Annotated in this window: 17 protein-coding genes; 4 read left to right on the plus strand and 13 right to left on the minus strand. The window is 35.6% G+C overall.

Features of this window, described 5'->3' with window-relative positions; translation table 11 throughout:
* Positions 1 to 66 precede the first annotated feature (66 nt).
* The 5 genes from ACMA47_RS04905 to ACMA47_RS04925 all read right to left on the minus strand — a co-directional run bounded on the left by ACMA47_RS04905 (position 67) and on the right by ACMA47_RS04925 (position 5,427).
* On the minus strand, positions 67 to 762 hold the full coding sequence (locus ACMA47_RS04905) for a VIT1/CCC1 transporter family protein (protein ID WP_413928901.1): 696 nt from the start codon (positions 760 to 762) through the stop codon (positions 67 to 69).
* 80 nt (positions 763 to 842) lie between these two features.
* A complete protein-coding gene (locus ACMA47_RS04910) occupies positions 843 to 1,763 on the minus strand; it encodes a carbohydrate kinase family protein (protein ID WP_413928902.1) in 921 nt (306 codons plus the stop codon).
* Positions 1,764 to 1,824: 61 nt separating this feature from the next.
* Positions 1,825 to 2,550, minus strand: a complete 726-nt coding sequence (locus ACMA47_RS04915) for a hypothetical protein (RefSeq protein WP_413928903.1) — start codon at positions 2,548 to 2,550, stop codon at positions 1,825 to 1,827.
* Positions 2,551 to 2,636: 86 nt separating this feature from the next.
* Positions 2,637 to 3,983, minus strand: a complete 1,347-nt coding sequence (locus tag ACMA47_RS04920; protein ID WP_413928904.1) for an MFS transporter — start codon at positions 3,981 to 3,983, stop codon at positions 2,637 to 2,639.
* Positions 3,984 to 3,990: 7 nt separating this feature from the next.
* A complete protein-coding gene (locus ACMA47_RS04925; RefSeq protein WP_413928905.1) occupies positions 3,991 to 5,427 on the minus strand; it encodes a mannitol dehydrogenase family protein in 1,437 nt (478 codons plus the stop codon).
* Between the two features lie 163 nt (positions 5,428 to 5,590).
* Between ACMA47_RS04925 and ACMA47_RS04930 the strand changes: the two genes are divergently transcribed.
* Together ACMA47_RS04930 and lgt are read left to right on the plus strand one after the other, a co-directional pair.
* The gene (locus tag ACMA47_RS04930; protein ID WP_413928906.1) at positions 5,591 to 6,595 is read left to right on the plus strand and encodes a LacI family DNA-binding transcriptional regulator; all 1,005 of its coding nucleotides are present in this window, start codon (positions 5,591 to 5,593) and stop codon (positions 6,593 to 6,595) included.
* Between the two features lie 144 nt (positions 6,596 to 6,739).
* The gene (gene lgt, locus ACMA47_RS04935; RefSeq protein ID WP_413928907.1) at positions 6,740 to 7,576 is read left to right on the plus strand and encodes a prolipoprotein diacylglyceryl transferase; all 837 of its coding nucleotides are present in this window, start codon (positions 6,740 to 6,742) and stop codon (positions 7,574 to 7,576) included.
* 81 nt (positions 7,577 to 7,657) lie between these two features.
* On the opposite strand, the gene ACMA47_RS04940 is transcribed toward lgt, so the two are convergent.
* Positions 7,658 to 8,413 carry an SDR family oxidoreductase gene (locus ACMA47_RS04940; protein WP_076597636.1) on the minus strand — a complete coding sequence of 252 codons (756 nt, stop codon included), beginning with the start codon at positions 8,411 to 8,413 and terminating at the stop codon, positions 7,658 to 7,660.
* 686 nt (positions 8,414 to 9,099) lie between these two features.
* Here ACMA47_RS04940 and ACMA47_RS04945 point away from each other — a divergent pair.
* Positions 9,100 to 9,522 (plus strand): cold shock domain-containing protein, encoded by a 423-nt coding sequence (locus tag ACMA47_RS04945; RefSeq protein WP_105702934.1) that lies wholly within the window; start codon positions 9,100 to 9,102, stop codon positions 9,520 to 9,522.
* Positions 9,523 to 9,772: 250 nt separating this feature from the next.
* On the opposite strand, the gene ACMA47_RS04950 is transcribed toward ACMA47_RS04945, so the two are convergent.
* The 4 genes from ACMA47_RS04950 to ACMA47_RS04965 are packed head-to-tail and all read right to left on the minus strand — an operon-like array spanning position 9,773 to position 15,837.
* Positions 9,773 to 11,224 (minus strand): TolC family protein, encoded by a 1,452-nt coding sequence (locus ACMA47_RS04950; protein ID WP_413928908.1) that lies wholly within the window; start codon positions 11,222 to 11,224, stop codon positions 9,773 to 9,775.
* Positions 11,205 to 14,327, minus strand: a complete 3,123-nt coding sequence (locus ACMA47_RS04955; RefSeq protein ID WP_413928909.1) for an efflux RND transporter permease subunit — start codon at positions 14,325 to 14,327, stop codon at positions 11,205 to 11,207. The genes ACMA47_RS04950 and ACMA47_RS04955 overlap by 20 nt, the downstream gene beginning before the upstream one ends.
* 28 nt (positions 14,328 to 14,355) lie before the next feature.
* Entirely contained in the window at positions 14,356 to 15,444 is a 1,089-nt protein-coding gene (locus tag ACMA47_RS04960) for an efflux RND transporter periplasmic adaptor subunit (RefSeq protein WP_413928910.1), read from the minus strand.
* A gap of 60 nt (positions 15,445 to 15,504) precedes the next feature.
* Complete coding sequence (locus ACMA47_RS04965; protein WP_209785599.1) at positions 15,505 to 15,837, minus strand: hypothetical protein; 333 nt, start codon at positions 15,835 to 15,837, stop codon at positions 15,505 to 15,507.
* 520 nt (positions 15,838 to 16,357) lie between these two features.
* Here ACMA47_RS04965 and ACMA47_RS04970 point away from each other — a divergent pair.
* On the plus strand, positions 16,358 to 17,581 hold the full coding sequence (locus ACMA47_RS04970; protein ID WP_413928911.1) for a hypothetical protein: 1,224 nt from the start codon (positions 16,358 to 16,360) through the stop codon (positions 17,579 to 17,581).
* A gap of 235 nt (positions 17,582 to 17,816) precedes the next feature.
* Here ACMA47_RS04970 and ACMA47_RS04975 read toward each other — a convergent pair whose 3' ends face one another.
* The 3 genes from ACMA47_RS04975 to ACMA47_RS04985 all read right to left on the minus strand — a co-directional run bounded on the left by ACMA47_RS04975 (position 17,817) and on the right by ACMA47_RS04985 (position 22,812).
* Entirely contained in the window at positions 17,817 to 18,269 is a 453-nt protein-coding gene (locus ACMA47_RS04975) for a hypothetical protein (RefSeq protein ID WP_413928912.1), read from the minus strand.
* A gap of 616 nt (positions 18,270 to 18,885) precedes the next feature.
* The gene (locus ACMA47_RS04980; protein WP_413928913.1) at positions 18,886 to 19,239 is read right to left on the minus strand and encodes a hypothetical protein; all 354 of its coding nucleotides are present in this window, start codon (positions 19,237 to 19,239) and stop codon (positions 18,886 to 18,888) included.
* A gap of 426 nt (positions 19,240 to 19,665) precedes the next feature.
* On the minus strand, positions 19,666 to 22,812 hold the full coding sequence (locus tag ACMA47_RS04985; RefSeq protein ID WP_413928914.1) for an RHS repeat-associated core domain-containing protein: 3,147 nt from the start codon (positions 22,810 to 22,812) through the stop codon (positions 19,666 to 19,668).
* Positions 22,813 to 22,907 lie beyond the last annotated feature (95 nt).

The raw sequence follows: 22,907 nt of genomic DNA on the forward strand, positions 1-22,907 counted from the left end.
GGTGTTCTTTTTTATTTTAAATTAATTCAATTCTTTAAACTCTTTCAAGCTTCAGATATCACATCTTTACGCGACATTAACCCCGAAAATATGGCCTACTAACGCTGTAATTCCCATCGCCACAGTTCCCCAGAAACAAATCCTTAATACAGCTATTTTAATACTGGAACCTCCTGCTCTGGCAGAAATTGCCCCTAAAAGCATTAAAAATACAATTGAAAATCCATATTGGAAATACACCATTTCTTTAAGAGGAGCCAAAAGAGACACCGTAAACGGTAATAGGGCACCCACCGCAAATGAGCCGAATGAAGCTATTGCCGCCTGCAGAGGTTTCGCCTGCGTTATTTCATTGATTCCCAACTCGTCACGGGCGTGTGCTCCCAATGCATCATGTTCTGTAAGTTCAATAGCTACCTGCATGGCTGTTTCTTTGGTACAGCCTCTTTTTTCATACACTTTGGCCAGTTCTCTGAGTTCTATTTCGGGCATTTGTTCCAGTTCGCGTTGTTCACGGATCAAATCAGCTTTTTCTGTATCCTCCTGAGAGCTTACAGAAACGTACTCACCGGCAGCCATAGACATTGCACCGGCAATCATACCTGCCAATGCAGCAAGAATAATGATATGCCGTTCCGGTTCTGCAGCTGCAACTCCTATAACAATACTTGTGGTGGATAATAACCCGTCATTAGCGCCTAATACAGCTGCACGAAGCCAGCCTACTCTGTTTACATAATGTTTCTCCAGCTGATGATGCATAACTTTTGTTTTGGTGGTAGGCTAAAGTTACCCAATATTTCATCAAGAATCAATTTAAATTAACATGAGATTCTACCACCTTAACTAACAACTGATACTGGATGTTCGTTTTTAAATCTGATAAAATCCTCTAATGAATATTCCGGGCATGCTCCTTCCTGTGAGGTGATGAATGCTCCGAGAGACACAGCCTGAGTCATAATTTCATGAACAGTACTTCCTTTTTCCAATCTTTTGGAAAGAAATCCTGCAAGGAAAGAATCTCCGCTCCCTACGGTATCTTTTACAGTAACGGGTATGGTAGGATACAGATAAAAATGATCTTCTGAGGCATACAGAGCTCCTTTGCTTCCTTTGGAAATAATAATTTCTTTAAGATCAAACTGATCCTGAAGATATTTTATCCCATCTTCTTCTGTAGTGTATGCTTTTCCTAAAAAATCAAGCATCATTCGCATTTCTGCTTTATTGAATTTAGCGAGATGTGTTTTATGAAGTAAGTCTTTTATCATTCCAACCTCATAATAAGGTTCTCTGAGATTGATATCAAAGACATTATAATGACTGAGTTCAAGCAGCTGGAACAGCGTATTTCTGGATTTCTCATTTCGGGCAACCAGCGTTCCGAACACCAACGCATCTGTTGTATTAAGGATTTCCTTATTTTCCGGGGTGGTTTCAATATAATCCCATGCTACCCCTTCCACAATATCATAATGAGCATCATTATTTTCATCTACCGTAGCAATGACCGTACTTGTCGGATACTCCATATTGATCTGAACATGATCTGCGGGAATATTCCAGTTTTTCATTTTATCCAAAAGATCACGCCCAAGCTGATCATCACCAATACTGCTTATCATATTGACTTCTACGCCCATTTTGGAAAGATGGTAGGCTACATTAAAAGGAGCACCTCCTACTCTTTTCTGCTCTCCCGGAAAAATATCCCAGAGCACCTCTCCAAAACATACTGCTTTATTTTTTTTGTATTCCATTATATAAAAGTAATTAAATGTATTGAGTTTATAAAAAATTTACTCTTTGAAGCTCTTTGCTTCAGAATGAATAAACCTGCACAGAAAACTGAAGAAATGCATTATTATTGACCGGATTCCACATTCCCCAAATTCCCACAGGAATTGTATAGCCTTCAATGGTAAAGCTTTTCGAAACGATAAGGCTTACCTCGTTGAAACCTGTATCTTTAGCAAAGAAATTATTCTTTTCTCCATGACTGTCTAAGGCAAAGGCATAACCTACTCTTCCTCTTACTTCAAGATTATCCTTCTTGTATACAGGATATTCTCCTGAAACAAATGAAGAATATTTATTCCCTGTATTTTCACTATTTCGGTCTCTTCCGAAAACTACAGTATTCCAGCTGAGTACTAAAGGAAATTGATCACTTATGGTATAATAAGATCTGAAATCCCAAAAACGACCAGTTTCCTGAGCGGAATAATTAAAAAATTCCTTATTGTTATAGTTTGCTCCAGGAGAAAAGTTATAGATATCCCATAACTCCAGCGTAAGATGCTTATTCTTATATCCTATATAGTTGTTGAATTCTTTATAGGACCCATCAACATTTTCGCCTGCCCAGAATCCTGCATAAAAATTCTTATAGTCAAGATGTAAATCTCCGGTATAAATAAGCCCTGCAGAGACTTCAATTCCGCGCCATAAATGGCTGTTGCGAAGCTGCAGCGCTGAATGCACTTCCTGCGCGCCCATACAATGTCCTATAATCAGGAAACAAGGTAATAAATAGTTTTTTAACATGACTCAAGTGTTTTTTAAGGCAGTAAGTATCCTGTATCCAGTAATAGTCTACAGGATATTTACATGAATTGAAAGAAACTATATAATTAGTGAATAAAGTCTTTTTCTCTTATACGCGATCCGAACAGCGCATAGGTAAGCATAAGCAGTTCACAGATTACAGTAAGCCACCATGTCCATCTCCATGAACCTAAAATATCTGCTAAGCCTCCCTGAATAAGCGTAAAGACGGCTCCACCAAATACGGCAGAAATAAAAATACCGGATGCTTTTGAGGTATATTTATTCAAACCTTTAATAGAAAGTGTATAAATACAGCTCCACATGGATGAATGCAGAAGGCCGATTGCGACAAGAAACCAAAGATTCTGAGTGATCATGGATATTAAAGCAAGTATTGCTGCAAGTACTGTGGTTGTGATCAATTGCGTTCTTGCGGAAATCTTACTGAAAAAGCTGGACACTGCTCTTCCTACCAGAAAACCTCCCCAATACAATGTGGACAATAATGCATGAATTCCTAAGTCCATTCCTCCGACAATGATATCTGTTTTTCCGAAAAAGGTAATAGGATGCCCTGAATCCATGAGCTCAAAAGCATACAGATTAATATTCGCACCAATGGCCACTTCGGTTCCTACATAAAAAAAGATGGCTAAAACTCCCAATACAAAATGCCTGAATGTCCAAATGCTTCTCTCCAGTTTTTCTTCTCCAACCACTCTTGTATGGACAAGGTCAGGAAGATGAAGTCTTTTCGTGATGATCATGACGGTAAGAATGCAGACAATCAAGATAGAAAGCGGAAACAAAAGCTGTCTGATCTCTATATTTTCAATGGAAATCCCACTGAACATCACTACCGTAACAAAAAAAGGTGCGGAAGTAGTTCCGATAGAGTTAATGGCTGTCAGAATATTCAGACGCTGTACGGGCTGAGTTCCTTTCAGTTCATAGGATGCTGCATAAGGATTTACAACCACCTGAATAATTGCTGCGGCTGTCCCCATTAAATAGGAACCCATGACAAAGACGATAAACCCATAAGGAATAACAGCATCTTTTATATTAAATTTCAAATCAGGATAATGGTCACCAACCCATGATGAGCACAGATACATGAAAAGACCTGAAATCATAAAGAAAAGCCCACGCAGAATTGTATTCTTATATCCGAAAGCATTTACCCATTTGCTTCCCAGAGTTCCATTCAGAAGATATCCTAAAAAGAAGAAAAAGGAAATCAGAGTAGTAAATGTATTTTTAAGACTGCCCGCATGACTCAAAAAAGTAAATTTCAAGGGTGCTTGCAGCTGTTCATTCACTGTGGTCAGAAAACCTACAATAAAATAGATAAACGTAATGATGGCAAACGGCAGTATAGCATTGTTTGCTTTATTGTCTGAAGAGGTTATCCCTGGATTTATCTGCATGGCTGAATTATTTTATGATGGATTGTAAAACCGAAGCGGTTCCTGAGCTTTTTATATCTTCTACAAAACGGTTGTATTGTTTGATGAACGATTCAGAAGTTTTTAGCTGAATTCCTTTAAAAGCTGACAACTCCAGGAAGTCCTGTGGATTTTCACTGGCAATAAGCTTCTGATCATTTTCTGTAATCCAGGGTTCTGCTGTCTCGAATATATTGCCATGATCATCTTTTTTATATGTAAGATAATGTCTGTAGGAAGCAATAAGAAAAGCCGGTCTGGTAAGGTCTTTCCCTCCTTTGATCATTTTATCAAGGTTTGGAATGATATACACTGGGAATTTTGAAATCCCATCGAAACACAGACGACTCACCTGATCGCTTACACTGTGATTGGCAAATCTTTCAATCAATGTCTGTTTATATTTTTCCAGATCTGTATTTTCAGGGGCAGGAACAAAAGGTGTAATGTCTGTATCCATAAAATCTTTGATGAATTTTACAAGATTTTCATCTTCCATAGCCTGATCTACTTTACGGTAACCCATTAAGAAAGCCGGATAAGATAAAAGGGTGTGGGAAGCATTCAATAAGCTTAATTTCATATTTTCAAATGCAGTTACATCATTGGTAAACTCTACACCTACTCTTTCCCATGCCGGTCTCCCTGCAATAAAGTTGTCTTCTATCACCCATTGTGTAAAGTCTTCACAGTATACAGGAACACGATCATCCGTTCCATTCAACTTATTTAATCTTTCCACATCTTCCGGAGTTGTGGCCGGAGTAATACGGTCTACCATACTGTTTGGGAAGGTTACGTTTTCCTTTACCCAAGCTGCCAGTTCTGTATCCTGAGCTTCTATGAATGACATAAAAGCTCTTTTTGCCGTATTTCCGTTATGCTGAAGGTTATCACATGAAAGTATTGTAACGGGTCCTGCATTTTGAATCTTTCTTTGACGCAACCCTTCTGCAACAAAGCCGAAAACAGTATTAGGAAGGGAAGGATTTTTCAGGTCATGCTGTATTTTTTCATCTTCCAATATAAATTCTCCCGTTTCTTTATCAAGATTATAACCTCCTTCTGTAATGGTTAAAGTGATGATCTTAACAGAGCTGTCTGCAATTTTTTTCACCACAGCCTCAGGATCTTCTATTCCCCAGATCAACTCTCTCAAAGAACCTATTTTATACACCTCATCATTTCCGTTTCTTCCACAAACAGTAAGAGAATAGTGAAGATTCTGAGCTCTTAAATTTTTTACGATCTTTTCATCTGAAGGCAGCAGACATACTCCGCAGATTCCCCAATCTTTCTGATCCTTGTCATTAAGCAGCATATTGGTATAAAACTGCTGGTGAGCCCTGTGAAAGTTCCCTACTCCAATATGTAAAATTCCTGTGCGGATTTCCGATGCATCATAGTTGTAATAAATCATACTCATAAACATAAAATTGTTATCATATTAACCGATTCGTTAAAACTATATTAACAAATGGTTAACCGGATAATTTTTTTTAAAATTTCAGACTGGGAACGTTCCCAAAAATCAGGGAACGTTCCCAATTGTCTATTTTTTTATTATTTTTAGCCCAAAAACAAGGCTGATGAGACGTATTACGATTAAAGATCTGTCCAAATTTTTGTCATTATCTACCTCTACCATCTCCAGAGCGCTGCTTCATGATAAAAATGTGAATGAAGAAACACGAAAAAGAGTGCTGGATGCAGCAGAGAAATTGGGCTATAAACCGAACCTTACCGCTTTGAATTTACAATCCGGACAATCCCGGACAATTGGCTTTGTAGTACCGGAAATGATTACTCCTTTTTCCTCCACTGTACTGAAAGGAATTCAGAATATTCTTTACCCTCTCGGATACCGTATTATCATTACTCAATCTGATGAAGATCCTCTTATTGAGAGAAAAAATCTTCAGCTTCTGGAAGAGTTTAATGTAGATGCTATTATTATTAATTTATGTCATGAAACCTCTAATAATGATATTTATCAAAGCATTATGGATAGAGGAACTCCTTTAATCTTTTTCGACAGGATTCCTCACAAATCTCTGGATGTCTCAAAGGTTATTATTGATGATACTATTAAAGCTTCATTAATGGTAGAATATTTAATTAAGACCGGAAGAAAAAGAATCGTTCATCTCATGGGACCATCCACCATCCGAAATGCTGTAGAAAGGGTAAATGGTTATAAGCGCATTCTTATGAAATACAATATTTTTGATGAAAACCTGATCGTACAGACCGATGGAATGACTTTCGAGCATGGAAAAAAAGCGGTTAAACAGCTATTGAACAAGAACATAGAGTTCGACAGCATTTTTGCCTTCAGTGATACTCTTGCCATGGGAGCCATGAATTTTCTTCTTGAACAAAAAGTAAGAATTCCGGACGAAGTTTCTATTGCAAGTTTTTCCGGAACGGAATTGTCAACCATGGTGTATCCTCAGCTGACCAGCGTACAACAGCCTTTGGAAAAAATGGGTGAAGCCGCTGCTGAGCTGGCATTGGAAAAAATCAAAAACAATAATCTTCCAAGCAGGGCTGTATTGATGGATGCAGAACTGATTTACAGAGCTTCTACTTAAATGATTCTCAATTTTGATAGTATGGCATTTTATAGTCTATTGTAAAATGACAAAAAGTTCGGGTAACAGATTACTGTTCAACACATAACCTCTTCAAAACACACCATTCTGTTCAGAAAATCCTATTTTCTTATCTTTGCAGCAATGAATTTATTATATATCAACTGGGATGTTAATCCCGAAATCGTCAATATCTTAGGACTTCCCATAAAATATTACGGATTACTATTCCTTGCGGGACTTGTTTTATCTCTCAATATTTTAAAAAGAATTTATAAAAAAGAAGGTCTTAGCTCACAGGCACACGAAGCTTTATTCTCCTATGCACTGATAGGAATTCTGGTGGGAGCCCGATTGGGTCACTGTATTTTTTATGATTTTGATTATTATTCCCAGCACCCGCTTGAAATATTTTTACCCATTCAGAAAGGGCCGGATGGATCCTACCATTTTACAGGATTTGCAGGTCTTGCCAGCCATGGTGGCGGTATCGGTTTGGTGATTATGCTTCTCATCTATGCAAGAAAGTATTCTATCCCATTCATGACCGTTTTGGATGCCATAGCTATTGTACTTCCGTTGGGTGGAACTTTTATAAGGCTTGCGAATCTTATGAATTCTGAAATTATAGGAACTCCTACTGATGTTCCATGGGCATTTATTTTCCGTCAGGTGGATGATCTTCCGAGACATCCTGCCCAGCTGTATGAATCGATTTCCTATTTTATTATTTTCCTTCTTGTGTATTTTATTTACAGGAAAAATATTTTTAAGATCGGAAAAGGTTTTTATTTTGGAATCAGTATTCTATTGATCTTCATTATGAGAATTCTGATTGAGTTTATCAAGGTGGATCAGGTAGAATTTGAGCATGGAATGAGCCTTAATATGGGACAGCTTCTGAGTATTCCATTTGTTCTTCTTGGATTATTCTTTATCATCAAAAGTATACTGGAGAAAAGAAAGATTAAAACTACTTAATTTTCTTATTTCTTTTACCATAAAAAACTCACTGAAAACAAATTTCAGTGAGTTTCTTTTTTGAATGGATTTTACAATATGCTATCTCGTTGTATAGCCACCGTTGGCAAAAATGGTTTGTCCGGTAATCCACCAACCTTCTGTTACCAGGAATTCTACCAGCGGAGCAATATCTTTAATATCTGTCAATCCTCCTAATGCAGATGCAGATTTATGATAAGCAACGGCATCATCGGTTTCCTGTCCGTAGAAGAAAGGAGTATCCATTGGTCCAGGTGCTACAGCTGTTACGGAAATTCCTCTTGCCCCAAATTCTTTGGAAGCCGCTCTGGTAAAGTGCTCTACCGGTGCTTTTGCTCCTGCATAGGTGGAATATAATCCGGTGTAGGCTGCCAATAATGAAGTTACAATGGTACAGATTTTCCCATGATCGTTCAGTTTTTTACCAGCTTCCTGAAGAAAGAAGTAAGCAGACTTTGAATTGACATTGAACATGGTATCATATTCAGCTTCTGTAGTTTCTGAAAATGGCTTTTTAAGTACCATTCCTACGGTATTGATTGCAATATCGATTCCTCCGAAACGGGAAATGGTTTCATCAAAAAACTTCGTGATATGATCTACTTTGGTAAGATCTCCCTGAAATAAAAATGCTTCAGCTCCTAATGCCTGTACTTCAGCCAGTGTTTTTTCACTTTCAGCTCTTGAGCTTTCGCTGTTATAATGTATGGCCAGCTTTGCCCCTTTGGATGCAAAATCTCTGCTTAATAATCCTCCTAAGTTTTTACCTCCACCGGCAATTAAAACAACTTTTCCTTGTACATTTTGTGTTGACATGTTTTTATATTTAAATGTTAATGAGACAAAGATCAATAATAAAAACCGCCTCAACATGGTGAAATTTTCGGGAATTTCTTTTTATTATTTTTAAACCGAAGGAAAAATGTTTATTATTTTATGTAAACAATATTTTTTAATAGAATGTTATTTACCAAACAGATACGCCTTGACACCTGCCTTTTCAGTTAAACACTTTGGGATAATTCACAAACTCACATCAATTTTAGGCATAACATTTGATACCTTCCTCCCGTATCACGCACCACCACTTCATTTTTAATATATTTTTTTATAATCCTCAGGCTTCTGAGGATTTTTTTATACAATTATTACAACTTCCTTTACTCCTTCATATAGAACATAAAGGATCACTTAAAACCATTTCTGATAATCAATCATTTAAAACCTGATTATTCATTTTATTGTTGTATATTTGCATATTATTAACCAAGTCATTACTTTGTTTTCTGTAACGACCCGAATATTTTTTATTCAGTCTTTGCCTTTTGAGCAGCCATATTTTTAACTTTTATTCTTCTATTAAAGAACAATACTTGTCGGAATTTTAAAGCTCTGTATGATTGGGATTATCCAGGACAGAAAACATAGCCAGGCTTTATAGGGGTCTATACGGACCAGATTGAACTCAATAATTTATAGAAACTAAATACTAAAAATAATTTATGGCAGATTCTTTTTCTAAAAAGGAAAATTTCAAGAAAAAAATTCAAAAGCAAAAAGAAAAGGCGCTAAGACGCGAAGAACGTAAAACGAACAACAACAAAGGAGCGGAGGATGTCTTCATGTATGTAGACGAATTCGGAAGATTAACATCTACTCCACCTGAACAAAGACAGGAAGTAAATCTTGATGACATTCAATTGGGTGCAGCTCCTATTATTGAGGAAGATCCGAGAAAAACAGGAATTGTTACTTTCCTGAGTGAAAAAGGATATGGATTTATTACTGAAGATAATAACAAAGAAAATATCTTCTTCCACAACAACAACTGTGCAGAACCGGTGAAAAAAGGGAATAAGGTATCTTTTGAAAAAGAGAAATCTCCTAAAGGATTTTCTGCTGTTGAAATTCAGATTGTTAAATAATATGTACTTATAAAGTGTTTCTGCACTGAAAGCAGATTCATTTTAAACCATATACAAAGAGACTGCCCGTTAGGACAGTCTCTTTTTTTAGGGACATATAAAAAAAGTTAACTCAACTTATAAAAGTTAGATTGTACGCAAGATCCTGGAATTATTTCAATTAGCATTACGGGAATCCGTAGAATCTGATTAAAACATAAAAGAAGCTGTCTAAAGAGACAGCTTCCTTCATCGTAAAAAAAGTAAAAAATCAATCCAGTTTCCCACCCAATGCTTTAAACAGCAGGACGTTATTTCTGGTATTCTGGTGCTGAAACTGCAGTAAATCCAGCTCAGCAGTTAATTTGCTCTTCTGAGAATTGATCAGTTCAAAATAATTGGCATATCCTGTGAGATACAGATCGTTGGAAACCTCAACACCACGGTCAAGGAAACCTACTTCTTCTGATTTCAGTTTCAGAACACGTTCATAGATCTTCGTCTGCTTCAAAATAGACTGAAGTTCATTAAAAGCAGTCGTGATACTTTTCTGATAGTTTAAAAAGGCAATTTCCTGCTCTTTGCTGGCTACTTTAAATTCATATTTCAACTGTCCTTTATTGAAAACCGGAACCATTAATCCTCCCAACAACTGCCCGGCCAGTGAGCTTGGCTTGAAGAACGTTTCTACAGAAAACGAATTCAGTCCGAAACCTGCACCCAGATCAATTTTAGGATAAAAAGCAGCTCTTGCAGCTTTCGCATCAGCCTGAGAAGCTTCCAAGACATAATAGTTTGCAGCTACATCCGGTCTGGAATGAATCACATTTTCTACATTAATGGTTTTATTCAAGACTTCCATATTGGTAGGCATCAGTATTTTTCCGCGTTTTACATCTCCGCCGTAACTTCCCGTCAAGGTTGTAATCGCCTGTTCTACCGTAACAATTTCTACTCTGATGTGTTCAATCTCTGCCAGCCAGTTGTTATTCTGAGCTTTGAATTGCTGAACTGCCAATTCCGTGGCCTTTCCCACTTCACGCTGAGCCAGAACAATTTCGAAAGCTCTTTGCTGAAGTTTATAGTTCTTCTGATAAATGGCAAGACGATTATCCAACGCTACCAACTGGTAATACAGATTGGCAATATCGGTGAAAAGTTCTACCTGTAATAACCTCAAACCTTCAGTGGAAGCCAGATATTTCTTCTGAGCCGCAATCTTCTTATTTTTCAGTTTTCCCCAGGCATCAATTTCCCAGCTGCTTCTTGCTCCCAACCAGTAATTAGGCGTAAAATCCCGGTTAATTTTCTGATTTTCGGTAATATTAGGGGAAAGATTGGTATCATAATTTCCAACGCCTTCCATTGTATATTTACCGTAGCGGTCACCGGAAGCCTGTACTCCCACTTCAAGAGATGGCAATAGATCCATCTTTGATCTTTGAAGGAAACTGTTGGCAATTTCCACTCTTTGCTGGGCAATTTGAAAATCCGGATTAGCCTGAACTACTTTATCAAAAAGTTCAAGCAGGTTTGAATCTGTAAAATAAGCTTTCAGATTGATCTGCTGGAATTCATCCGGAGATTTATTTTTATCAGCTTTAAGAATCTCTTCAGGTAATTCCTGAGCTTTTTTCAGCTCCGTTACTTTGGGAACAGCACATGAAACCAGACTCAGTGATGCTATTCCATACAATATATTTCTATGATTTAATCTTTTCATCTTTCTTCTTATTTTCAAGTTTTGCAAAGAATATATACAGTCCCGGAATCACCACCAGTCCGAAGATGGTTCCGATGAGCATCCCTCCTGCTGCTGCCGTACCAATGGAACGGTTACCAATCGCTCCGGCTCCTGATGCAATACACAGAGGAATAAGCCCTGCTACAAATGCAAAAGAAGTCATCAGAATAGGTCTCAGACGCTGTCTTGCCCCTTCAATAGCTGCCGGAACAATATCAAATCCCTGTTTATTTCTTGCCACCGCAAATTCTACAATTAGAATGGCATTTTTTGCCAGAAGCCCAATCAGCATGACCAATGCTACCTGTGCATAAATATTGTTATCCAGCCCTGCAGCCACCAATGCGATGTAAGACCCGAAAATTCCTGTCGGAAGGCTTAATAATACCGGCATTGGGAGAAGGAAGCTTTCATACTGTGCTGCTAATAAAAGATACACGAATAAAAGACAGATCGCGAAGATATAAACGGTTTGGTTTCCTGATAAGATTTCTTCTCTTGTCATCCCCGACCATTCAATATCGAATCCTCTTGGCAGGGTTTCTTTGGCTACACGTTCTACAGCGGCAATGGCATCTCCTGAACTGTAACCGTCTGCCGGTTCTCCATTGATCATCGCAGACATATACATATTGTACCTCGTCAGTACTTCAGGACCGTATACCTTCTCGATAGTGATGAAAGTTGAAAAAGGAACCATTTCCCCTTTATCATTTTTCAAATATAAATTCAGAATACTTTCAGGAGTATCTCTATGCTCCGGACTCGCCTGGACCATTACTTTATACATCTGACTGAAACGGATAAAATTCGTGGCATAATAAGATCCCAGCATGGTCTGTAATGTAGACATTGCGTTGTCTACGGATACTCCTTTCTTCGCTGCCATATCATAATCTACATTGATCATGTATTGCGGGAAAGTAGCATCAAAGCTGGTAAAGTTGTTCTGCAGTTCAGGAGCTTCGTTTAATTTCTTAACAAAGTCCTTTGTGATCTTATCTGTATTTTCAATCGTTCCTCCGGTTCTGTCCAGTAAACGTAATTCAAAACCGCTGGTATTACCGAAACCAGGAACCGTTGGCGGAGCAAAAATCTCAATCTGTGCATCTGCAATGCTTTTTGTTTTGTCTGAAAGTTCCGCGATCAGATCATTAACTGAAATATCTCTTTCTTTCCAGTCTTTAAGATTAATCATCGCCATTCCGTAAGAAGAACCTGCAATTTCTGTTACAATGCTGTATCCTGCAAGTGTGGTCACGTTTTCCACGCCTTTAATCTTCTTGGCAATAACCGTCACTTCATCCAACACCTTTTCTGTTCTTTCTACTGTTGCACCCTGCGGAGTCGTTACACTTACATATACCATTCCCTGATCTTCCATTGGAATAAATCCGGTTGGTAAGAATTTGCTGGTCACAAAAGTAAGTCCGACAAATAAAAATAACAGTCCGAAAGTCACTGTGGTTCTTGTGGCAAATTTTGATAAAATACCTACATAGCCATTCGTCAGTCTTTCAAATCCTGTATTGAAACTCTGGAAAGCCCTGTCAACAATGGTTTTCTTCTTATTATGGTCATGAGGTTTTAAAATAATTGCACAAAGTGCCGGAGTAAGCGTCAATGCATTTACCCCAGAAATCACAATACTGATGGCCAATGTTAATGAAAACTGACGATAAAATACACCCACCGGACCATCCAGGAATGCTACAGGAATAAATACAGCAGACATCACAATGGTAATCGCTACTACAGCTCCTGCAATTTCTTTGGTGGCACTGATGGTGGCATCCATCGCATTCATTCCTTCCTCCATTTTCACGTGGACGGCTTCAACGACGACAATCGCATTATCAACGACAATTCCAATGGCAAGAACCAACGCAAATAATGTCAAAAGGTTGACAGAGAAGTCCAACATATTCATGAATGCAAATGTTCCTACCAATGCTACCGGTACAGCCAGTACAGGAATCAATGTGGAACGCCAGTCCTGAAGGAATATAAATACTACAATTCCTACCAGAATAAAGGCTTCGATAAGGGTTGTCAGTACCGCACTGATGGAAGCATCCAGGAATCGGGAAACATCATAAGCCATGTTATACTCCATTCCGGGAGGGAAAGACGTAACTTTTAATTCTTCCATCTTTGCCTTTACACTTTCAATAACCTCTGAAGCGTTTGAACCGGGACGTTGTTTCATCATGATCGATGCAGAAGGTCTTCCGTCTGTTTTGGAAACCATTCCGTAGTTCATCGCTCCGAATTCTACTTTTGCAATATCTTTAAGCTTTAAAATAGTTCCATCCACATCAGATCTGATGGGAACTTCTTCATATTGCTTAGGCTCAAAAAACTTTCCTTTATATTTGATTACATACTGAAGCTGGCTGGAGGTTTTACCAGAGGTTTCACCTACTTTTCCAGGTGCAGCGGAAATATTCTGCTTTTGCAGGGAAGTGATCACTTCATCTGCTGAAATATTATAAGCTGCCATTTTCTGAGGATCCAGCCATACTCTCATCGAATATTCTTTCTGCCCCATGATTTCAGCACGCCCTACTCCATCAATACGTTTCAGCTCCTGAAGGACGTTGATATCTGTAAAGTTATAAATGAACTGTTCATCCTGGCTCGGATCTGCACTGGTGATGTTGAGGTACATCAGCATACTGTTCACCTCTTTTTCAGTAGTTACTCCGGCTCTGATTACTTCTTCAGGAAGTTCATCAAGAATAGTCGTTACCCTGTTCTGAACGTTTACTGCTGCCACATCAGGATCTGTTCCTACTTCAAAGAAAACCTGAATAAGGGTAAGACCGTCATTGGAGGTTACTGTAGACATATAAGTCATTCCCGGAACTCCATTGATCGCACGTTCCAGAGGAAGAGCTACCGCATTGGCAGATACTTCGGCATTTGCTCCTGTATATTTTGCTGTAACAGTTACTGAAGGTGGTACAATATCGGGAAACTGGGTGATCGGCATTTTCAGCAACGCCATAATTCCCAGCAATACAAATAATATGGAAATAACCAACGAAAGAACCTTTCGTCTTATAAACATTTCTACCATAGCTAGTTGATTTAAAGATTATGAAAGGTTAATACTTCTTTTTGATTTTGATAATATCACCATCTTTCAAAGACTGAGTTCCTTCATAAATGATTAAATCTCCCTTTTTAAGACCGCTTTCTACCATATAAGAATCTCTTAAAGTAGTTCCGATCTTAATATTGGTCATTTTCACTTTATTCTGTTTATCCACTACAAAAACATAGGTCTTATCCTGAATGGAGAAGGTAGATTTCTGTGGAATAAGGATCGCATTATTCTGTTGTTCAGAAATGATAAGCTTCCCGGAAGTACCGTGTTTGATCAAACGGTCCGGATTCGGGAAAAGCACTTTATAACGAATAGAACCTGTGGTTCTGTCGATTTCCCCTTCGGCTGTTTTCAAAGCTCCGTTGAACTGGTAATTAACTCCATTCGGAAGTGTTAACTCAATCTTCTGATGACTTCCTATTTTATCATTAGCTAAAAGCTCAAAATATAAGTTTTCAGGAATGGAGAAATAGGCATACACTTCGTTCAATTGAGAAAGGGTGGTTAACAATGTTCCATTTTCCACCAAACTTCCGTCTTTATGGGGAATTACATCAATTACTCCATCAAAAGGCGCCGTAATTCTTGTAAAGCTTATTTTCTGAAGAACTGTCCTCTTTTCTGCATCAGCAAATGCATGTTTTGCTTTGGCAGAAGATAGTTTTGCTTTCACCATTTCCAGCTCATTGTTGGCCACAAATTTTTTAGCATGAAGACTCTGAATCTGCTTCAATTCTACTTCTGCAATACGAACGTCTGCTTCCGTCTGTTTTAAAGCTGCATTCGCCTTTAAAAGTTCCATCTGAAGTTCAGCGTCATTGATTTTAAATAAAGCCTGTCCCTGATGTACAAACTGCCCCTCGTTAACATAAATATGCTGTATAATACCTCCGATTCTGGAACGCATTTCAACATTCTTTTTTGCCTGGATATCGGTCACAAACTGGTTGCTCACCAATGTATCTTTTTCTTTGATTTCCAGTACGGGAACTTCTTTATCTTTCTGATTGTTCTTCTCCTTGTCTTTACTGCATGACACAGCGAATAATGTTGCAAGAATGCAAATTATTACAGTTTTAAAATACATTTTTAAATGTTTAAGTTATAAGATTTCCGTTAAAATGATTTGGTTTTCAAAAGCTTAAACCTAGTACAACTGAAGGAGATGGAGAAAGGATTTAACTCCACAAATAATAGAAATTGCAATTTCAGGAAGCGTAACTTTTGGAATAACTTTTAAAATTCCTGAAAAATCTGCAATTGCAGGATCATTTTTTTTAACTGAATGTTTTACAATTTTAGCAGCTGCAGGCAATGCATGCGTATTCATATCTGCTTCTTCGTAAACATCCAGAACATGAATGTTGGTTACAGGCGGAACATGAGGAATATTCTGCAACGATTTTTCTGCCCAATTCGAATTGAAAAGGGAAAAAACCAGTATGATATAGAATAAGAAAAATGACCTCAGACTTGCCATGTCAACCAGAACACATTAGTTTTTCAGTAAAAACGATAATCCGGCAAAATTAGTGATTTTTACTGGGAAATCCGGTCATTGAACTGTTAAAAAAACTTAAACAATGGATGATTCTACTCATTCATATTGGGATTTCTACGGCATTATACGCGTAATTTATATTTTATTGATTATTAATCACTTACATTTATTTCAAAATAAAAAGTGTCAATATTTGTGTCAATTACAAAGAAAACTGTAATTTCTTATTTCAAATATTTCAGGCATTAGATAAACAGCTTCTATTTCTTTTTAACTGTAACTACGTTTAACGTTCCAAAAACTAAATAACACTTTATTTTCTATTCTAAGTAGCAAACCTCCCTGTTTTGATGTTATGTAGCAAAATCTTTTTGAAGGAGAATTTAGAATTGACAATAAATAATAAGTGAAAGGAGAATCTGTAAATTAATTGAATGTAATTTTTAAATACTATATTTGAAAAATTTATCATTTCAAGCTATCATAAAATACTTAATGCATGAAGTTAATAAAAAGAAACGATAATATCTATATTTTCCCATTATTATTTATAGGTATTATGTATATATGCTCAATAGCTCAAGATCCCAGCTTTGGTGATAGCTTAGTTTTTACGATACAGGGATATAAAGGATTTGAGTTTTCTTCTAATGCAACAAACCATATACTATTTTCTAATTTTTTATCATTGCTCCACAAAATATTTCCTTTTGTAGAGGTACATTTTCTTTTTGTAGGTGTCTGTATTTTATCAGGAATATTGTCGTTATTTTATTTGGGTAGATTACTAAATCTCTTAGATATTTCTCCCAGATCTTCTCTCATATGTATTATGATTTTAGGGCTTTCATTTACATTTTGGAGACAGGCTATAATAACCGAAGTTTATACATTTTATCTGTTATTTTCTATTTTGTATTTAATTAACCTATTTAAATTTGTCCAAAGCAAAGAAATTAAATACTTTTATTATTTGTCATTCTTACTGGGCATTCTTTTTTTAATCCATATTCAGACTATTCTTTTTTTACCGCTCTATTTGTATTTTATTTTTAGAAATTTCACCATTTTAAAGATGCATATTATTTATGGTGGAATAATAACGGGGCTTTTATTTTCTGTTTTATTGATTCCTGTGTTTATGGGACGCAATACTTTTATATCCATATTCACAGATAACTCCTACGAGGATTCTATTTTCAATTATGATCCTTCAATTATCTTAAAAAGTATTATAAGAAATTTGGTATTTTTAATCTATAATTTTCTGTTTTTTATTGTGTTTTTATTTTGGGGGTTGAAAAATAAAACACATCTTGATTATATAGCTATAGGTATCATTCCTTTTTTAGTTTTTTGTATAAAACATAATGTATCGGATGGGTATGTATTTCAATTGATTCCTTATGTGTTTCTGTTAATACTTATGGGAAGAGGATTAGATTATTTTCCCAAGATCTATATAATATTACCGTTATTTTTCCCTGTAATATATTTTACTTCTTACAAGATAGTTGAAAAAACTTCTTTAGGAAAGACTTTCGATAAGGAAAAGTATTACAAGGGAGGAACAAGATATATGCTGTTTCCTCCATTGAATGGAAATCCTGACTGGGATTATTTTATTAATAAATACAAAGGAGGTGCATTATATAACGATCCTAATCTAAAATACTTAGATTCTTCTATTAGAGAATGGGACGAAATTAGAAAGAAAAATTAATTATAAACAAAACATAACTATGAGAAATAATTATTTTAAGTTTTTTCAGACTATAATAGCAGACTTACACGAATAAATATTTATTATATACCTCGAAATACAATAAAAATTCCTGTATCAATTGATACAGGAATTTGATAATTACAAATCAGTGGATAAAAAGTATAAACTTTTTATCTCAAAAAAAGAGAGCAATTCCAAAATCCGTCTCATTTTAAAACAATACGGATAAAGATTAGTTTTGATAATAAAGCCAATCGGTTTTATAATTGCTACACCCACTAAATAAATAAGTATCAAAAGATAACTTAAATCTATACTTTTTCTTTTCTTTAAAAGCTCTTGAGATTCTTCCAGGAATAATTTTAACTTTATATTGTTTGGATTCTTCTCTTTTAAGACATATCATTTTACCAAAACAACCATTAGCTTCAAAACAATCTATATCATCAGCTACATATTTTGTATCCTGATATTCTTTTTTATCATCATTATATACCTGCATATTTATTGGTCTAGCCCATATATCAGAATATTGTTTTGGAATTTTTATTCTTTTATTCTTAATATTTTTAATAGTAAACACTATTTCCCCATTTTCTGAAAGTGAGCTATTGGAAAAAGATAGCTTACAAGTCTGTTGAGCGGATAAAAGACCTATACAAAATACTAAAAGGAATTTATACATAATGTACTTTTTATTTATTTAAAAAAACTGGAATTTGCAAAATCATTATACTGTGACTGGTATTCTCTAATAAGTGTAGGATTTGCAGTCATATAATTATAAAATTGCTTAGCCTTATTCCAATATCCTTCCATGCTTGAAAACGATGCCTTTGGTAATTTATCATTAAATAAGGTATCATGGTATGCAAGAAACTCTCTAACTTCATAAATACTTAAATTTCCTGCAAAGCCCATTATACCTCGTTGATAAACATGGATAAATTCATGATGGACAACTCTTATAAAAACTGCAACAGAACTTTTAAAAACGTGAGTGGCAAGTGTAACCTATTGAGTTTCATACGCCTCTCTCCCTGTTAACCCAGAGAACTTATCACTATCTACATATTCCATAGTATATTTACCTTTAATATCAGCATCTAAATTGTATTTAGAGTTAACTAAGCCAAATGCATCTTGGTAATTCTTCGCTCTTACCAATCGTCTGAATTCTCTTCTTGTTTCTTTATCAATCGACAGGTTATCAGACATTTTATGCATTACATGATTGAACAACGCCACAATACCTCCAATCTTCACGCCTTCCCAGAAATTTCCTCCCGCAAGAGCATCACTTAACTAAAAAAATATGCAAAAAATAATGATAAAAATATTATAAATAAATATAGCCAGACTAATCTTTTATATGCGTTACTACATAAAAAGAAAGGAATTTTTCCTGTTTTGTCGGAAAGTTTATATTTATGAAAATGCCAATTTATGTACTCATCATGTGAAAAACCTTCAGCTTCAATCTCAATTTCATCGATTTTCAAATTTTCTACATATTTATTAATTTTTAAATAACAATCTTCATTACAGAAGATAGAAAGTTTATCATCATCATATGAAAATATATACCCCTCCTCTTCTAATTTTAAAATGGTATATTGATAATTTGCTTTGAATTTAAATTTTCTAAGTAACATATTTTACAATATTTTTTCTAAAATAAAATATTCCAATAATTGCTATTATTTTAATTAAATTAAAAATTATATCATATTTTAAGAAAGGATTATTTATAGAAGGTGAAAAATAAAAAAATATATTTTTTAGTGTAAAAAAGAGTTCAAATATTAAGAAGGTAATAATTGATATTTCAAAAATATTTATTTGTGAATTAATTCGCTTACTTATTGGCATAACTAAATAAAGAATTTTTTTATTGTATTTAATCAGTAAAATACCTAAAGTAATAGATATAAAATAAAGAAAATAAGAGACTATTAAACTTTTATTTATTCCAAACACACAAATTTTATATAAAAATAAAAATATGTAATTGTAAATTATATGTATTCCAATGACATATAGTACCATACTTATTGAATAAAATAGATTTTTCATTTTAGTTATTTTATTAAAGGATATTGATTTATGCCCCCTCTGTATGATGAAAAAGTATAATCAAAGGTAGCTCTTCCTAATGGATAAAAAGGCACTACATTAGAGGTGTCCATATTGGTTGTCGCCGTATAACCAGCAGTTACTCTAACATTTATACTCATAGTACCTGGAGGTATCACAAAATCTGCTCTACCAATATATCTATAATCTGCGGGACGAAAATCATTTACATCTTTTAAAATATTTAAAGACTTCTCATATCTAAAGGTTGAAATACCATATGGCGATGAACCTTCTATTACAACAGAACCTCTATAGTGTTTAGTAATGTTAGTATTTGCACTACTTCCGTATGCCACAACTGATAATTTATTACCAATTAAATTTATAGTACCTCTTATAGTATACCAATCAAAATCTGGAACATATGGATCCTTATCTCTCCCTCCTACTGATCCAAATGGTAATGCAAGTGAAGAAGCTTCAAAATTTACTGTCTTTCTTGGTATTTTATAGTTAGATTTTTTTTTACCTCCGTCTCCTAGTCCACCATTCAATCTATGCATTGCATGATTAAACAAAGCGACAATACCTCCAATCTTCACGCCTTCCCAGAAATTTCCTCCGGAAAGGGCAGACCCCACACCACCGGAAAGCATTCCCAAAGCAACCTGGCTTACACCGCTGTACGCAGCAGCTCCAACAGCTTGTCCATACCCAAACGATACAGCACTTGATAAAAATGCACTGGCAGCCGCAGTAAAGAAATTACCTCCCTGCATAAAGCTCAGCGTTCCCTGTACCCCCGCATGGACGAGACTTTTTAAAGCCTCATTTCCTATACTTGCTGTAGCAGTAGAAAAGACATCTCCTATAACAGTTGTTATCCCCGCACTTATCAAACTCATTACAATACTAGAATATAAGTTGAGAATATTAAACTTCGCACCAGTAATTAAAACAGTAGCAGTGTAAGAGACTACAGCAAACAGTAACGCTTTAACAATAGGAATTGCAAAAATCTGCCAAAATTCCCCACTCGGATCATTAAATATCAATGGATTATTCATTACATACCCATATTTATTGTAATTCTGGGTATTGTAAGGATCCTGAATGTTCTCGTCTGCATTTAAAAATCTTCTCAATAAAGGATCGTATAATCTACCATTCATGTGAATGATACCTACTTCAGCAAAATGCTCATGGCTTGTATATCCTCTGTCTACTAATAACGAAGTAGTATCAATAATATTTTTATCGGTAATTATTGCGCCATTTCCAATTTGTAGATGGGTGAAATTACCCCATGCATCAAAATGTCTTTGTTCCAGTTTATTTCCAGCTTCATCACTGATAGCTAAGATACTTCCTATATAATCTTTATGCAGGAATTTGTAAGAACCGCTGCTCTCCGTAAAGTTCTTTAAATATACAATATTTGATTCATACGGTGTTCCTCCGATATATAAAATATGTTTTTCTTTTCCTGTAGTGTTGTCTTTCAACACTTCAAAACTTCCGTCTTCACTGTAGAATTTGGTAAACTTACCGTCTGCATCAATGCTGAAATTTCCTCCATAGGTTACTCTCTGTCTCATGCTTGTGAGTCCATACTGGAAAGCAACATCTCCTTTCATTCCATCAATAAAAACTGGATCATTGTTTTCGTTATAAGCAATGCTTTGGATTAAGTCATTGTTATAATTCTGAGTTCCTGCCGCATTCAACGTCATTCCGGTTGGCTGGTAAATCTTGGCAGAATTTTCATACTTCATCGTTCCTACCTGATCATTCTCCATGATTCTACCCTTACTATCGTAAACATTTCGGTTGGAAGATGGTTTAACTCCTGTTACCGGATTTGTCCAATTTACCAAACGGTTATTATCATCGTAATCAAAAGATTCTGCAATATTGAAATCTCCTCCCGTTGTTCTACTATTCAATTCATTTTTTATGGCATTAAATGAATAGGAAAGTTGTAAAATACTTGGCTTAACAGCTGATGAATGATTGACATTTGTTAAGAATCCATTTGTATCGTAAGTATTGTTGATATCTGCTGCTCCCAGTTTTGCTTTTAACACCTGACCTTTAGCATTGATTTCTTTCAGCTCCCACAGGCTCTTACCTGTTACCTTATCTTTTACCTGATACAACTCACCATTCCATGCACTGTACACATTTTCAATCTGAACTTTAGTAAGAACACCGGAAGAATAGAGTTGCTTTTCATAAGAAATTACCCTTGCTTTATCATCATAAGTAATACCTTTCTGAATAAAGTATTTCCCGTTACTGCTTTCTGAGGATGACAAGAGTCTTCCCTGTGGATCGTAAGAAACATTTGAACTAAATAATTTTCCTTTTGAAGTTCCTGATTTTGAAATAACCCTTCCCTTATTATCATAAGTAAAAGATATTAATTTATTGGTCGCTTCCCCGGCATCAGTAGTAGAAATTTCTTTTTGAGAAATTAATTGTCCTAAACTATTGTAGGTATATTCTTTGATTCCTTTAGGGCTGATAATTTTCTTAGGTTGCCCGAAACCCTCATATTCATACTTATACGTACCATTGGAAGGATCATTGAATTCTGATTTTCTCCCCCATGAATCATATTTGGTGGTGACAATATTTTCGGCATATTGAGCTTTAATCTGTTCTCCTGCTGCATTGTAAGAAAATTGTATTGTTCCACCTTTATCTGTCGAAGAAATTACATTTTCTAATGCATCAATGGTCTTTGAAGTAGTTCTTCCATAACCGTTAAGTTCTTTGATAGTCGTTATTAAGCCTGAAACAGTAGTTTCCATCTGCTTACCATTGAATGAGATAGCGATTGCTTTGGTGATAGGGAATACAGAATCATCATAAGTAATTGTATTCCATTGACTCGCACTTTGTCCCTCAAAATAAGGTTCACTTTCTTTGAGTTTTCTTCCTAAAATGTCATACTGTGTATCTTTTGAAACAAACTGACCTTGCCCCAAAATTTTAGTCGAAGTTTTATAATCCTGTCCTAATTTGTTAGTATATTTTTTTGAAATATCTCCATCAGGATCATATTGAATAACAGTAAGATTAGCGTTATCATCTCTTTCATATTTATAGGTAGTAGCTCCTCCTAAATTGGTTTTTGAAGTCAATAATTTCCCCCAGCCATCATAAACGTTAACAAGCGTGTTACCTAATGCATCGGTTTGTTTTTTTATCTGTCCCCAGTCATTATATTCAATATTCG

Origin of the sequence: Chryseobacterium sp. T20 (assembly GCF_047345655.1) — a bacterium.
Taxonomy (GTDB): Bacteria; Bacteroidota; Bacteroidia; order Flavobacteriales; family Weeksellaceae; genus Chryseobacterium.

Bases quoted from the DNA above. Each gene is read 5' to 3' on its own strand.
- ACMA47_RS04905 (WP_413928901.1), bottom strand. From the start codon at position 762: ATGCATCATCAGCTGGAGAAACATTATGTAAACAGAGTAGGCTGGCTT.
- ACMA47_RS04910 (WP_413928902.1), bottom strand. From the start codon at position 1,763: ATGGAATACAAAAAAAATAAAGCAGTATGTTTTGGAGAGGTGCTCTGG.
- ACMA47_RS04915 (WP_413928903.1), bottom strand. From the start codon at position 2,550: ATGTTAAAAAACTATTTATTACCTTGTTTCCTGATTATAGGACATTGT.
- ACMA47_RS04920 (WP_413928904.1), bottom strand. From the start codon at position 3,983: ATGCAGATAAATCCAGGGATAACCTCTTCAGACAATAAAGCAAACAAT.
- ACMA47_RS04925 (WP_413928905.1), bottom strand. From the start codon at position 5,427: ATGAGTATGATTTATTACAACTATGATGCATCGGAAATCCGCACAGGA.
- ACMA47_RS04930 (WP_413928906.1), top strand. From the start codon at position 5,591: ATGAGACGTATTACGATTAAAGATCTGTCCAAATTTTTGTCATTATCT.
- lgt (WP_413928907.1), top strand. From the start codon at position 6,740: ATGAATTTATTATATATCAACTGGGATGTTAATCCCGAAATCGTCAAT.
- ACMA47_RS04940 (WP_076597636.1), bottom strand. From the start codon at position 8,413: ATGTCAACACAAAATGTACAAGGAAAAGTTGTTTTAATTGCCGGTGGA.
- ACMA47_RS04945 (WP_105702934.1), top strand. From the start codon at position 9,100: ATGGCAGATTCTTTTTCTAAAAAGGAAAATTTCAAGAAAAAAATTCAA.
- ACMA47_RS04950 (WP_413928908.1), bottom strand. From the start codon at position 11,224: ATGAAAAGATTAAATCATAGAAATATATTGTATGGAATAGCATCACTG.
- ACMA47_RS04955 (WP_413928909.1), bottom strand. From the start codon at position 14,327: ATGGTAGAAATGTTTATAAGACGAAAGGTTCTTTCGTTGGTTATTTCC.
- ACMA47_RS04960 (WP_413928910.1), bottom strand. From the start codon at position 15,444: ATGTATTTTAAAACTGTAATAATTTGCATTCTTGCAACATTATTCGCT.
- ACMA47_RS04965 (WP_209785599.1), bottom strand. From the start codon at position 15,837: ATGGCAAGTCTGAGGTCATTTTTCTTATTCTATATCATACTGGTTTTT.
- ACMA47_RS04970 (WP_413928911.1), top strand. From the start codon at position 16,358: ATGAAGTTAATAAAAAGAAACGATAATATCTATATTTTCCCATTATTA.
- ACMA47_RS04975 (WP_413928912.1), bottom strand. From the start codon at position 18,269: ATGTATAAATTCCTTTTAGTATTTTGTATAGGTCTTTTATCCGCTCAA.
- ACMA47_RS04980 (WP_413928913.1), bottom strand. From the start codon at position 19,239: ATGTTACTTAGAAAATTTAAATTCAAAGCAAATTATCAATATACCATT.